15 protein-coding genes are annotated in these 12,840 nt (G+C 28.2%); 14 read left to right on the forward strand and 1 reads right to left on the reverse strand.

Annotated features, from left to right (window positions below; all coding sequences use genetic code 11):
• The first annotated feature begins 27 nt into the window (after window positions 1–27).
• The 7 genes from Q0881_RS05185 (at window position 28) to Q0881_RS05215 (ending at window position 5,383) form a co-directional block, all read left to right on the forward strand.
• Window positions 28–540, forward strand: a complete 513-nt coding sequence (locus tag Q0881_RS05185) for a hypothetical protein (RefSeq protein WP_299157466.1) — start codon at window positions 28–30, stop codon at window positions 538–540.
• The gene (gene dapA / locus Q0881_RS05190; protein ID WP_299157468.1) at window positions 540–1,415 is read left to right on the forward strand and encodes a 4-hydroxy-tetrahydrodipicolinate synthase; all 876 of its coding nucleotides are present in this window, start codon (window positions 540–542) and stop codon (window positions 1,413–1,415) included. The genes Q0881_RS05185 and dapA overlap by 1 nt, the downstream gene beginning before the upstream one ends.
• Window positions 1,416–1,504: 89 nt before the next feature.
• Window positions 1,505–2,020: a ferritin gene (locus tag Q0881_RS05195; RefSeq protein WP_299157470.1), complete on the forward strand. Its 516-nt coding sequence runs from the start codon at window positions 1,505–1,507 to the stop codon at window positions 2,018–2,020.
• A 121-nt stretch (window positions 2,021–2,141) separates the two neighbouring features.
• A complete protein-coding gene (gene bamD / locus Q0881_RS05200; RefSeq protein WP_299157472.1) occupies window positions 2,142–2,963 on the forward strand; it encodes an outer membrane protein assembly factor BamD in 822 nt (273 codons plus the stop codon).
• 3 nt (window positions 2,964–2,966) lie between these two features.
• The gene (locus Q0881_RS05205; protein WP_299157474.1) at window positions 2,967–3,287 is read left to right on the forward strand and encodes a DNA-directed RNA polymerase subunit omega; all 321 of its coding nucleotides are present in this window, start codon (window positions 2,967–2,969) and stop codon (window positions 3,285–3,287) included.
• Between the two features lies 1 nt (window position 3,288).
• On the forward strand, window positions 3,289–4,500 hold the full coding sequence (coaBC, locus tag Q0881_RS05210) for a bifunctional phosphopantothenoylcysteine decarboxylase/phosphopantothenate--cysteine ligase CoaBC (protein ID WP_299158131.1): 1,212 nt from the start codon (window positions 3,289–3,291) through the stop codon (window positions 4,498–4,500).
• On the forward strand, window positions 4,493–5,383 hold the full coding sequence (locus Q0881_RS05215; protein ID WP_299157476.1) for a DUF4835 family protein: 891 nt from the start codon (window positions 4,493–4,495) through the stop codon (window positions 5,381–5,383). The genes coaBC and Q0881_RS05215 overlap by 8 nt, the downstream gene beginning before the upstream one ends.
• A gap of 93 nt (window positions 5,384–5,476) precedes the next feature.
• On the opposite strand, the gene Q0881_RS05220 is transcribed toward Q0881_RS05215, so the two are convergent.
• Window positions 5,477–5,686, reverse strand: coding sequence for a helix-turn-helix transcriptional regulator (locus Q0881_RS05220; protein WP_299157478.1), 210 nt, complete (start codon window positions 5,684–5,686; stop codon window positions 5,477–5,479).
• 338 nt (window positions 5,687–6,024) lie between these two features.
• On the opposite strand from Q0881_RS05220, the gene Q0881_RS05225 reads away from it, so the two are divergent.
• The 7 genes from Q0881_RS05225 (at window position 6,025) to Q0881_RS05255 (ending at window position 12,805) form a co-directional block, all read left to right on the forward strand.
• Window positions 6,025–6,210, forward strand: coding sequence for a hypothetical protein (locus Q0881_RS05225; protein WP_299157480.1), 186 nt, complete (start codon window positions 6,025–6,027; stop codon window positions 6,208–6,210).
• A 69-nt stretch (window positions 6,211–6,279) separates the two neighbouring features.
• Complete coding sequence (locus Q0881_RS05230; RefSeq protein WP_299157482.1) at window positions 6,280–6,684, forward strand: hypothetical protein; 405 nt, start codon at window positions 6,280–6,282, stop codon at window positions 6,682–6,684.
• A 106-nt stretch (window positions 6,685–6,790) separates the two neighbouring features.
• Window positions 6,791–7,423 carry a hypothetical protein gene (locus tag Q0881_RS05235; protein WP_299157484.1) on the forward strand — a complete coding sequence of 211 codons (633 nt, stop codon included), beginning with the start codon at window positions 6,791–6,793 and terminating at the stop codon, window positions 7,421–7,423.
• Window positions 7,424–7,468: 45 nt separating this feature from the next.
• The gene (locus Q0881_RS05240) at window positions 7,469–7,975 is read left to right on the forward strand and encodes a redoxin domain-containing protein (protein WP_299157486.1); all 507 of its coding nucleotides are present in this window, start codon (window positions 7,469–7,471) and stop codon (window positions 7,973–7,975) included.
• Window positions 7,976–8,064: 89 nt separating this feature from the next.
• Window positions 8,065–10,218, forward strand: coding sequence for a peptidase domain-containing ABC transporter (locus Q0881_RS05245; protein ID WP_299157488.1), 2,154 nt, complete (start codon window positions 8,065–8,067; stop codon window positions 10,216–10,218).
• Window positions 10,219–10,289: 71 nt separating this feature from the next.
• On the forward strand, window positions 10,290–11,942 hold the full coding sequence (gene recN / locus Q0881_RS05250; protein ID WP_299157490.1) for a DNA repair protein RecN: 1,653 nt from the start codon (window positions 10,290–10,292) through the stop codon (window positions 11,940–11,942).
• Between the two features lie 50 nt (window positions 11,943–11,992).
• Window positions 11,993–12,805 carry an SDR family oxidoreductase gene (locus Q0881_RS05255; RefSeq protein WP_299157492.1) on the forward strand — a complete coding sequence of 271 codons (813 nt, stop codon included), beginning with the start codon at window positions 11,993–11,995 and terminating at the stop codon, window positions 12,803–12,805.
• Window positions 12,806–12,840: the final 35 nt, after the last annotated feature.

Consider the following 12,840-nt stretch of genomic DNA (forward strand, 5'->3'; position numbering starts at 1 on the left):
GTACATTAGCGTTCGTAATTTTGAAAAATGATAAGTAAATTTAAATATAAATCTATACAGAAGTCGTATGATAGTTTTGTTGATAAAAAAATAAACAAAACACATAAAAGTAATTTAATAAAAAGCGTTGCTATTTTATTAGATAATGAGTCTTTGATGAACGTAATGATATCAAACTTAACAAGTAAGTTTCCTTTTAAAAAAGAAAATATTACAGTGTTAATCTATAGAGAGTATTCAAAAAAAGATGAAGAGTCACCTTTGTTTTTCACAGATAATGATTTTGGTTTTAACGCTAGTTTAAAATCAGACAATTTAAAAGAGTTCGTTAAAAACGATTACGATTTACTTATTAATTACACAAAGGAGCCTAACTTATATTCGAATATGGTAACTTTGTTATCGCAATCGGATTTAAAAGCGGGTTTTGCAAATATTGATGATAGATTATATGATATTGTTATATCAGATGAAGGGCAAAATGAAGCAGTTTTAAATCAAGAATTAAAAAAATATTTAACGATTTTAAATAAAATATAATGCAAAAGTTTGTTGGTACTGGAGTTGCTTTAGTTACTCCTTTTAACGAAGATTTAAGTGTAGATTTTGATGCACTTAGAAAGTTAGTGAATTTTAATATTGATAACGGAATTAATTATTTAGTTATTAACGGAACTACCGGAGAAAGCGGTACTATAACAAAAGAGGAAAAAGAAAAAATTATCAATGTAATAGTTGATGAGAATAAAGGAAGACTACCTTTAGTTTTAGGAGTTGGAGGAAATAATACCCAAGTTGTGGTCGATGAATTAAAATCGTTAGATTTATCAAATATAGATGCAATATTATCTGTAGCTCCTTATTATAGTAAACCAACACAAGAAGGTTTTTATCAGCATTATAAAGCAATTTCATTAGCAAGCCCGAAACCAATTATTTTATACAATGTACCTGGTAGAACGGCAAAAAATATGGAGCCTGCTACAACTTTACGTTTAGCTAGAGATTTTGAAAATATTATAGCAGTAAAGGAAGCAGGAAATAATCAACAACAATATTTAGAATTGTTAAAAAATAAACCAAAAGATTTTTTAGTAATTTCTGGAGATGATGATTTAGCTTTAGGTGTTGTGTTAGCAGGAGCATCTGGAGTAATATCAGTAATAGGACAAGGATTACCTAAAGAATTTTCAACAATGATTCAATTAGGGTTAGAAGGAAAGAATAAAGAAGCATATGAGATTCATTATAAACTAATGGATATTATAGATTATATTTTTGAAGAAAATAATCCTGCAGGAATTAAAGCTGTATTACTTAAGCAAGGAATTTGTTTAGATGAAGTACGCTTGCCTTTAGTTACCGCAACAGAAGAATTACAAACTAAAATATCAGACTTTATAGATAATCTATAATTTATCTAAGCAAAAATTCAGTATAACTAAGGCTACAATTGTTTAATTGTAGTCTTTTTTTAGCATCTTTGTATAATCAAAAGTAAAATATGTTATCAAAAAAAATAGAAGAAGCTTTAAATAAGCAAATAAAAATAGAAGCAGAGTCATCACAAGTATATTTATCAATGGCATGTTGGGCAGAAACTCAAGGTTTTGAAGGAGTAGCGCAGTTTATGTATGCACATTCAGATGAAGAGCGTATGCATATGCTTAAATTAGTGAAATTTGTAAATGAAAGAGGAGGGCATGCACAAGTTTCAGCTTTAGCTGCGCCACCATTAGAGTTTGGTTCATTTAAAGATATGTTTCAAACATTATTTGATCATGAAGTAATGGTATCTAAATCAATTAACGATTTAGTTCATATAACTTTAGAAGAAAGAGATTATGCGACTCATAATTTCTTACAATGGTATGTTTCAGAACAAATAGAAGAAGAAGCATTAGCAAGAAATATTTTAGATAAAATTAATTTAATCGGAGACGATAAAGGTGGGTTATATTTATTTGATAATGATGTAAAGCAAATAGTAGTTCAAGGAGCTGCAAACGCTACAGAGTAAGATTAACAAACATTTAGGAATTCTTTGGATTTTTTATAACAGATTTTATAGTTTATTGCAATGCTCTATTTAGAGTAAAAAATCGTTTTAATAATCCATAATTAATCACTAATTTTGCCAGATGCAAAAAATTAAAAATTTAGCGTACTTAGTAGTGATGCTTTTAGTATTGTCTTCTTGTGGACAATATCAAAAAGTATTGAATAAAGGAACTGTAGAGGAACAATATAAAATGGCTGTGAAAATGTACGAAGCACAAAAGTACAGTAAAGCCTTACGTTTGTTTGAGAAAATTACACCATCTTACAGAGGTAAACCTCAAATGGAACGTATACAATTTATGGTTTCTCAATCAAACTTTAACGAAAAGAATTATAGTTTAGCTGGATATTACTTTAATAGATTTACAAGAAATTATCCTAAAAGTTCTAAAAGAGAAGAAGCAGCTTTTTTATCTGCTTTTAGTTATTATAAAGCGGCTCCAAGTTTTAGTTTAGATCCAACAGATACAGATAAAGCATTAGAAGCTTTCCAAGGTTTTATAGATAATTACCCAGATTCAGAAAAATTAGGAGAAGCAAATAAGTATTATGCTGAATTACGTGCAAAACTAGAAAAAAAGGCATTTGAAATAGCAAAAACCTATTATAATACAGCAGATTACGATTCAAGAAATTATAGAGCAGCAATAGTAGCTTTTGATAATTTATTATCAGATTATTTAGGGACTAAATATAAAGAAGAAGCTTTATATTTTCGTTTAAAAGCAGCTCATGATTTCGTACTAAAGAGCACGCGACGTAGAAAAGCGGAAAGAATAAAAACTGCTATAAAAGCGTATGATAAATTAAAAAGAAGCTTTCCTGAGTCTAAATACATGAAAGAATCTAATGAAATGTTATCAGCATTAAATAAAGAACAAGAACAATTAGTTAAAAGTTAGAAAATGGATTATAAAGAAACGAAAGCAGCATTAAGTACAATAACTTATGATAAAGAAGCTATCGAAGCTCCAACAGAGAATATCTATGAAGCTATTTCAATCATAGCTAAAAGAGCGACACAAATTAATTCTGATTTAAAGAAAGAGTTAGTAGATAAATTAGATGAATTTGCTACTTACAATGACAGTTTAGAAGAAGTTTTTGAAAATAAAGAACAAATTGAAGTTTCTAAATTTTATGAGCGTTTACCAAAGCCACATGCAATTGCAGTTGAAGAATGGTTAAATGACAAAGTATACCACAGAACACCAGACGCAGAATAATATGTCTGTATTAAGCGGTAAAAAAGTTCTACTTGGCGTTACCGCTGGTATAGCTGCATATAAAACTGCGAGCTTAGTTCGTTTATTTATAAAATCTGGCGCAGAAGTTACAGTAGTAATGACTCCTGCGTCTAAAGATTTTATTACTCCACTTACATTATCTACATTATCAAAAAATCCAGTTCATTCTACTTTTTATGAAAAAGAAGATGAAAATGAATTGTGGAATAACCATGTTGATTTAGGATTGTGGGCAGATTTAATGATAATTGCTCCAGCAACAGCAAATACATTGTCTAAAATGACAAATGGAAATTGCGATAATTTGTTGTTAGCAACTTATTTATCTGCAAAATGTCCAGTATATTTTGCTCCAGCAATGGATTTAGATATGTATCAACATCCATCTACTAAAGATAGTATAAATAGCCTACAAAGTTTTGGAAACATTTTAATTCCTGCTGCCTCAGGTGAGTTAGCAAGTGGATTAGTGGGAGAAGGACGTATGGCTGAACCAGAAGATATCGTATCATTTATTGAAAAAGATATCGTTTCGAAATTACCGCTTCGAGGAAAAAAAATATTATTAACAGCGGGTCCTACTTATGAAGCAATAGATCCTGTTCGCTTTATAGGAAATCATTCTTCAGGAAAAATGGGTTTTGAAGTAGCAAAAACTGCAGCTAATTTAGGAGCAGAAGTGTTTTTAGTATCTGGTCCTTCGCATCAAGAAGTAAAACATTCTTTTATCCATAGGATAGATGTAAAGTCGGCACAAGACATGTACGAAGCGTGTCATAAATATTATAAAGATGTTGATATTGCTATTTTATCAGCAGCTGTTGCAGATTATAGACCAAAAAATATTGCTTCTCAGAAAATAAAAAAGAAAGATACAACGTTAACTATTGAGTTAGAGCCTACAAAAGATATTTTAAAATCATTAGGAGAGATTAAGAAAGATCAATTGTTGGTAGGTTTTGCATTGGAAACCAATAATGAAGTAGAAAATGCAAAAAATAAAATTGCACGTAAAAATTTAGATTTAATTGTATTAAATTCGTTACAAGACAAAGGTGCAGGTTTTGCAACCGATACTAACAAAATTACTATTATTGATGCTGATTTTAATGAAAAGTCATTCGAGTTAAAATCGAAGAAAGAAGTATCAAAAGATATAATTAACGAAATAATACATAAATTAAATGCGTAAGTTCCTTTTTTTAATTTTTATTTTATCATCAATTTTTACAACTCAATCACAAGAATTAAATGCATTAATTACTATAAATGCAGATAAAGTTCAGAGTAGTAATAAGCAAGTTTATGAAACATTACAAAAATCATTAACAGAGTTTATTAATGATAAGCAATGGACAAATAAAAAATTTAAACAGCAAGAACGTATTAATTGTGCATTTACAATTATAGTAAACGAGCAAAGTGGAAATAATTTTAGTGCTAGTTTGCAAATACAATCAACTCGACCGGTATATAACTCAACATATGCCACTCCAATTTTAAATATAAACGATACAAATTTTAATTTTCGTTATAATGAATTTGATCCGTTAAATTTTAATCCTAATGCTTACGAATCTAATTTAATATCAACAATCGCATTCTATGTATATGTTATTATCGGAGTAGATGCAGATACTTTTGCATTAAAAGGAGGGACAAATTATTTGCAACAGGCAGAAAATATAATGCTGCAAGCGCAGTCTAATGGAGAAACATCTTGGCAGAATCAAGTAGGAAAACAGAATCGTTTTGCTTTGATAGATAACTTATTATCATCTAAATTTAGTCCTTTACGTGCTATTTATTATAATTATCATAGAAAAGGGTTTGATATTTTTTCTGATAATACAGAAGGAGCAAAAGAAGCGATAGAAACAAATGTTATAACATTAGATAAACTACATAACATAGCTATTGGAAATTATATGATTCGTGTTTTTTTAGATGCTAAAGGTGATGAAATTGCAAGTGTGTTTTCAGATGGAAAGCCAAGTAATAAAAGTCAAGAAATGCGAAGTGTTTTAGAAAAAATTGCTCCGACTTATAAAGATAAGTGGAAAAAAATTCAATAATATAAGATAGTTAAAGCTATTACTATAAAAGACTATTATTAAATAAAAAGAAAAGCTATAATGGAATATGTCATTATGTTTTTTTTTATGCTCCTATCCCAAAAATAATTTTTCAAAAGGTACTTCCAAAACTTTAGCAATTTGATGTAAACGAATTATAGTTAATGTTGTTTTACCACTTTCTATTTTGCTATAAGCATTTTGACTAATCTGAAGTAGATTAGCCATTGCTTCTTGAGAGAGCCTTTTTTTAAAACGCTCTAATCGTATATTTTCTGTAATAATTTTAATATTCTCGTCCATAACTTTTTAATACTTATAGTTTTTAAAACTATAAATTACTTATACGTAAAGTCGGGGAGAATATAGCTTAGTAAATTTATTAAATAAAATCTTAAATAGCTAGTGTTGAGTAAAATAAAACTTAGAGCTATATTTTAAAACCATAGGTTATTATTTATAACCTGTGTGTTTTGTGTAAAATAAAATAAAGCTAGAAATTTATCCTAGTTATTGCAATGACAAGTCATAAAGCTATGTGTGACTTAAAAGAAATCGTAGGATGTTATGAATTTTAAATACTATTAAATGATAAAACTTGTACTGTTTTTAATAGTGTTTTTATTAAAAACTATTTTAATATGAAAAATTTAGAATTAAATCAGATGGAGATTATTAAAGGAGGGTGTGATTTTCCAGGATTAGCTGATGGATTGTCTGGAGCGGCTTTGATTTTTGGTGTATCATCTTGGTGGACAGGAGTTGGAGGAGGTATTTCTCTTGCAATTGCTGCTGCTGCCTATGTAGCAAGGAAGGCAGGTTGTTAAACTTTAATAAGGTTTTATGAAATGCATAAAACCTTATTATAATTAAGAAGAAATTAAAATTAAGAAATAATGGAAATAGTTATAAATAGAGAAAAAAATTTATTAATAATGCCTAGACCTCTTAAAGTATATATTGATGGTGTTTTTATTGATTATATAGAGCCTTTTGAAACTATAAAAAAAGTTAATACTAAGAATACTTCATCTGAATTATATATAAAGATTAATAATTGCTATTCAAATAAAGTAGTATTAGATAAAGAAATTAACAAGGTTAGATTTAATGTTACGAGTCAGGTTCAAAACGGTTTATTTATTCTAATAGCTTCTTGTTTTATATTGGGTTGGGTTTTGTTAATATTTGATATAATTAATATTTATTTATCAATGGCTATGGTAAGCACTTTAGCTATAATAGTATTTTGGCAAACAATAGGGAGCAAAAATTATTTAAGGTTGACTAGAGTAGAGTGATAATTGCTGTAAATTTTCTTAATTCTGATTTTATATGTGAGATTTCTTATGCTGTTTCAGAATCTAGTTTACTTGTTGTTACATATTTTTAAAAAGACAAACAAAGTTGAAAACTAAAAATATACTTATTACAATTTTAGGTGTTTCCTTTTTTTGTGTTTTTATCAATAGTAGGGTTTTGTTTATAGATAATTTAATATACGAAATTTATTTCGAACAATTATCAGGTGATCAAATTAAGGAATTAATAGAGAGTAAAAAAGAATGGTCTTGGATGCCATATGTTTTTGTTTTTGTTCTAATTATTATTAGAACTAGTTTGATAACTTTATGTTTAAATATAGGGGTGTTTTTCTATGATACAGAAAATAAGATAAAATTTATAAAATTATTTAGAGTTACATTAATAGGTGAGTTTGTGTTGGTATTTGTAGGTTTTGTTAGATTAATCTATTTTTTATTTATAAAAGTAGAATATACTTTACAAGATATTCAACAGTATTATCCTTTGAGTTATATTAATTTTTTAGATATTAAAAATATAGAGCCTTGGCTTATTTACCCTATGCAAACTATTAATTTATTTGAAATAGCCTATTTTTTTGTATTGGTATATGGTTTACATAAATTACTCAAAAATAAGTATTCAAAAAGCTTTGAAATTGTTGCTGTAAGTTATGGTGCAGGTTTAATTATTTGGCTTGGCTTGGTAATGTTCTTAACACTTAACTTAACCTAATTATTGGTTTGGTCGAAGTCAAAAACTAAATGTAAAAAAGAATAAATGAAAAAGAAATTATTACTAGCACTTGTACTTTTAAGTAGTGCTGGTTATTTAGGCTATAGAATAATTAATAAAATTAATGATAAATTAGAAATTGAAGAACGAATAAAAACAATTCCTGACTTTTCTTTTTTTAATATGCAAGGAATAAAGTTTACTCAAAATAACTTAAAAAATAAACCTATAGTATTTGTGTATTTTAATTCCGATTGTGATTATTGTCAATCAGAAGCTACAAAAATACAAGAACATTTACATGATTTTAAAAATACCCAATTAGTCTTTGTTTCTTTTGAGAAGAAAGATAATATTTTACGATTTGCAAAAAAACATCAATTGTATAATAAAGATAATGTCATTTTTTTAGAAGATATAAAGGGAGAGTTTGCTACAATTTTTGATGTGAATTCAATACCCTACATTGTAGTATATAATGCTAATAAAAAATTGCAACAAAAGTTTAAAGGAGCTACTAAAGTTAATAAGATTTTAGAGGTGCTAAAATAGTTCCAAATAATTTAACCTTATTCTGAACTTATTACGTATTCACAGAAAATGAGATGCTAAAACAAGTTTAACTTGAAGGAGAGGATATTATGAATCGAAAACTATTAACTAAAACTCATATTTTACAACACGATCAATCTGATTGTGGTGTTGCTTGTTTATTATCTTTAATAAACTATTATGGTGGAAGTGGTTCACTTGAAAAACTAAGAGAGTTGAGTGGTACTACTAGACAAGGAACTACACTTTTAGGATTGTATCAAACAGCAAATAAAATAGGTTTTACAGCTGAAGGAAATGAAGCACATATACAAGCATTAATTGACCATAGGAAACCTGTTGTTTTACATGTAATTATAGAAGATAAATTACAACATTATGTGGTGTGTTATGGTTACAAAAATAATCAATTTATTATTGGTGATCCTGCAAGAGGAATAGTTAATTATTCTAAAGAAGAGTTAGAAAAAATATGGGTTTCTAAAACTTGTCTTACCTTAACTCCTAACGATAGTTTTGTAAAAAAGATAGCAACTAGGAAATCAAAAAAAGAATGGTTTTTAAATTTATTAAAGGAAGATAAAAAACTACTAGTTATTAGTATCGTTTTGGGTGTTGGTATTGCCTTATTAGGTATGGCAATGTCTGTGTTCTCTCAAAAATTAATTGATGATATTTTACCTTCTCAAAACACTAAAAAATTGATTTTTGGTATTGGGTTATTAACTTTTCTATTATTAGTAAGGGTTGGTTTTACAGCTTTAAGGGAATTGTTGCTCATAAGACAATCTAAAGATTTTAATAACCGTATTATTGATTCTTTTTATTCTTCGCTATTATATCTACCAAAACCGTTTTTTGACACTCGAAAAATAGGTGAACTAGTAGCAAGATTAAATGATACAAATAGAGTACAAAAAGTAATTAAATTTATAGCTAGTAATTTTATTATAGACGTATTGGTAGTTTTAGTTTCTTTCAGTTTCCTATTCTTTTATTCATGGAAAGTAGGAGTCATAGCTTTAATAAGTTTACCTATTTATTTTTTTATTATTTATAGCTTTAACTCTAAAATTATAAAATCTCAAAAAGAAGTAATGCAAAGTTACGCGCTAAGTGAAAGTAATTATATAGGTTCTATGCAAGGTATAGCGACTATTAAGAATTATAATAGGCAAATGTTTTTTCAAAAAGTAAATCAATTGGTATTTGGTAACTTACAAAATAAGATTGTAGATTTAGGAAAAATCAACGTTCGTTTAGCATTATTATCAGGTATTGCAGGAGTTTTGTTTTTAATGGCAATTTTATCCTATACTTCTTTTCAGGTATATGATGTTCAAATGCAGTTAGGAAAATTGATGGCCGTTTTAGGAATAGCTGGTTCTTTATTACCATCAATAACTAATTTAGCGTTGATTGCAATTCCTATTAATGAAGCAAAAATAGCATTTAATCGTATGTTTGAATTTACTTCAATAGAAAGAGAAAAACAAGGAAATCTCAAACTTCAAAACTTCGAATCATTACAGCTTAAAAATTTGTCATTTCGTTTTGCAGGTAGAAGTCAATTACTAAAAAATATAAATTTATCTGTCAATAAAGGTGAAATTACTGCTATTGTAGGAGAAAGTGGTAGTGGTAAAAGTACGTTAGGACAAATACTTCAAAAATTCTATGACTTTGAAAACGGAATGATAATCGTCAATAAAAAAGAGTCTATTAAAGATATTGATATAAGACATTGGAGGGATTTAGTGGGGGTTGTACCTCAAGAAATAAACATTTTTAATGGTAATGTATTAGATAATATTTTATTAGGTAAAGAAGATAAGCTTGAAAGTGTTATAGAGTTTTTTCAAGAGTATGGTTTTGATAAGTTTATTGAAGATTTTCCACAAGGATATACAACTATATTAGGTGAAGAAGGAATAAATTTATCTGGTGGGCAAAAACAGATTATTGCTTTAGCAAGAGTTTTATATAAACAACCTCAATTATTAATTTTAGATGAAGCTACAGCAGCAATGGATAGGAAAACTGAAAGGTTTAGTATTGAGCTGATATCAAAATTAAAAGAAAATATGGGAATACTGTTTATTTCTCACCGCTTGGAAACGTTAAAAAAGTACGCAGATACTATATATGTGTTAGAAAATGGAGAAACTAAAATAAAAGGAAGTCATAAAGAATTATTAGAAACAAGTAATTTTTATAGTGATTACTGGAAAGAATTGACATAAATTTTTATAGTAAATAGCTGCAATTTAATTCGCTCAAAATCCTTACTTTTATTCTTTAAAAAAAGTAAGATTTGTTAACACATTTATCGATACATAATTATGCGTTAATCAATCAATTATCGATTGATTTTACAAAAGGGCTATCAATAATAACTGGTGAAACTGGGGCAGGAAAATCTATTTTATTAGGTGCTTTAGGCTTAGTAATGGGAAATCGTGCAGATTTATCGTCTTTAAAAAACACAGAAAAGAAATGTGTAATAGAAGCACAGTTTGATGTTGATGGGTATTCTCTACAAAGTTTATTTAAAAAATTAGACCTTGATTATGAAACTGAAACAATAATTCGAAGAGAAATTTTGCCTTCCGGTAAATCAAGAGCATTTGTAAATGATACACCCGTTACATTATCGGTTTTAACGGCTTTAAAAAGTAGATTAATAGATATTCATTCCCAGCATCAAACGATGCAATTATCAGATGTTAGCTTTCAATTTTCGGTTATAGATGCCTTAGCAAAAAATCAAGCAAAAATAGCATCTTATAAGAGAGGCGTAACCAAATATAATTCTTTAAAAAAGGAATTAACAGTACTTCAAGAAGAAACAGAGAAATCTAAAGAGCAATATGAGTATAACTTACATTTGTTTAAAGAACTAGAAGAGGCAAATTTAAAAGAAGGGGAGCAAGAAGTATTAGAAGAAAAGTTAGATAAATTAAATAATATTGAGGAAATAAAATTAAATTTATCAGAGGCGTTGCAAATTTCTGTTAATGAGGAAATTGGACTCCAGAATTTATTTCATTCATTAGAAAATAATTTACAAAAAATAAGCTCATTTGCTAAGAACTACGAAGAGTTATCAAACAGAGTTTCAAGTATTAAAATAGAATTGGATGATATTGTTTCTGAGCTAGAAAAAGCAAATGAAGAAGTAGAGTTTAATCCAAATGAAATAGAAGAATTAAACGATCGATTACAATTAATTTATAATCTACAAAAAAAGCACTCGGTTGATTCTATAAAAGAAATGCAAATTATTTATGAGTCGTTATCGGAAAAAGTTGCACAAGTTGAAGATGCAGGAGGTTTAATAGCAGCTAAAAATGCAGAAATTAAAGAAGTTGCAATAAAATTAGATGAAGTAGCTGCTATGGTTACTAAATCAAGAAATAAAGCAATACCTAAATTACAAAAAGAGTTAGAGTTTTTATTAACAGAACTAGGAATGCCAAATGCTCGTTTTTCAATTGAGTTAACTAATTCTGAAACTTATTTATCTAATGGGAAAGATAATCTAACATTTTTATTTTCAGCAAATAAAGGAGGGAATTTTGGGGAGTTGAAAAAAGTAGCTTCTGGAGGAGAGCTTTCTAGAATTATGCTTTCAATAAAAAAGATTCTATCAAAAAATATAAAATTACCAACCATTATTTTTGATGAGATTGATACGGGGGTATCAGGTGAAGTATCGAATAAAATAGCAAAAATAATGCAAGATATGGGGACTAATATGCAGGTGATAACTATAACCCATTTACCACAAATAGCAGCAAAAGGTACCCAACACTATAAAGTATTTAAAGGAGAAGAAAAAGGAGTTACAACTTCGAATTTAAAAGTGTTATCAAACGAAGAGCGAATAGTAGAAATTGCTGAAATGTTAAGTGGAAAGGATATTTCAGAAAGCGCATTAACACACGCAAAAGAATTGTTAAATTAAGGTATATTTGCCATACAAACGAACAACGATATATAAAAATATTAAACAATATGTATAACTTATTAAAAGGTAAAAAAGGAATTATTTTTGGAGCCCTAGATGAAAATTCTATTGCTTGGAAAGTTGCTGAACGTGCTCATGAAGAAGGAGCAGAGTTTGTTTTAACCAATGCACCAATTGCAATGCGTATGGGGCAAATAAAAGAGTTAGCAGCAAAGACTGGATCTGAAATTATTCCTGCAGATGCTACTTCTATGGACGATTTAACAGATTTAGTCGAAAAGTCTATGGAGATTTTAGGAGGGAAAATAGATTTTGTATTACATTCTATAGGTATGTCGGTAAATGTGCGTAAAGGACGTCATTATACAGATTCTAAATATGATTTTACAACTAAAGGATGGGACGTTTCAGCAGTATCATTTCATAAAGTAATGAATGTTTTATATAACAAACAAGCCATGAATGAATGGGGAAGTATTGTTGCATTAACATATATGGCAGCACAAAGAGTATTTCCTGATTATAATGATATGGCTGATAATAAAGCGTATTTGGAGTCTATTGCTCGTAGTTTTGGTTATTTCTTTGGAAGAGATCATAAAGTACGTGTAAATACAATTTCTCAATCGCCAACACCAACAACAGCTGGACAAGGAGTTAAAGGTTTTGATGGATTTATTTCTTATGCAGAAAAAATGTCTCCATTAGGAAATGCTTCAGCTTTAGAATGTGCTGATTATACAATTTCATTATTTTCTGATTTAACAAAGAAAGTAACATTACAAAACTTATTTCATGATGGAGGATTCTCTAATATGGGAGTAAGTGATGCTGTAATGGATAAATTTACTGAAGAGTAATTTTTAGATAAATAAAAAAATAAAATGCAAATCGT

The sequence above is a fragment of the uncultured Tenacibaculum sp. genome, assembly GCF_947494125.1.
Taxonomy (GTDB): domain Bacteria; phylum Bacteroidota; class Bacteroidia; order Flavobacteriales; family Flavobacteriaceae; genus Polaribacter.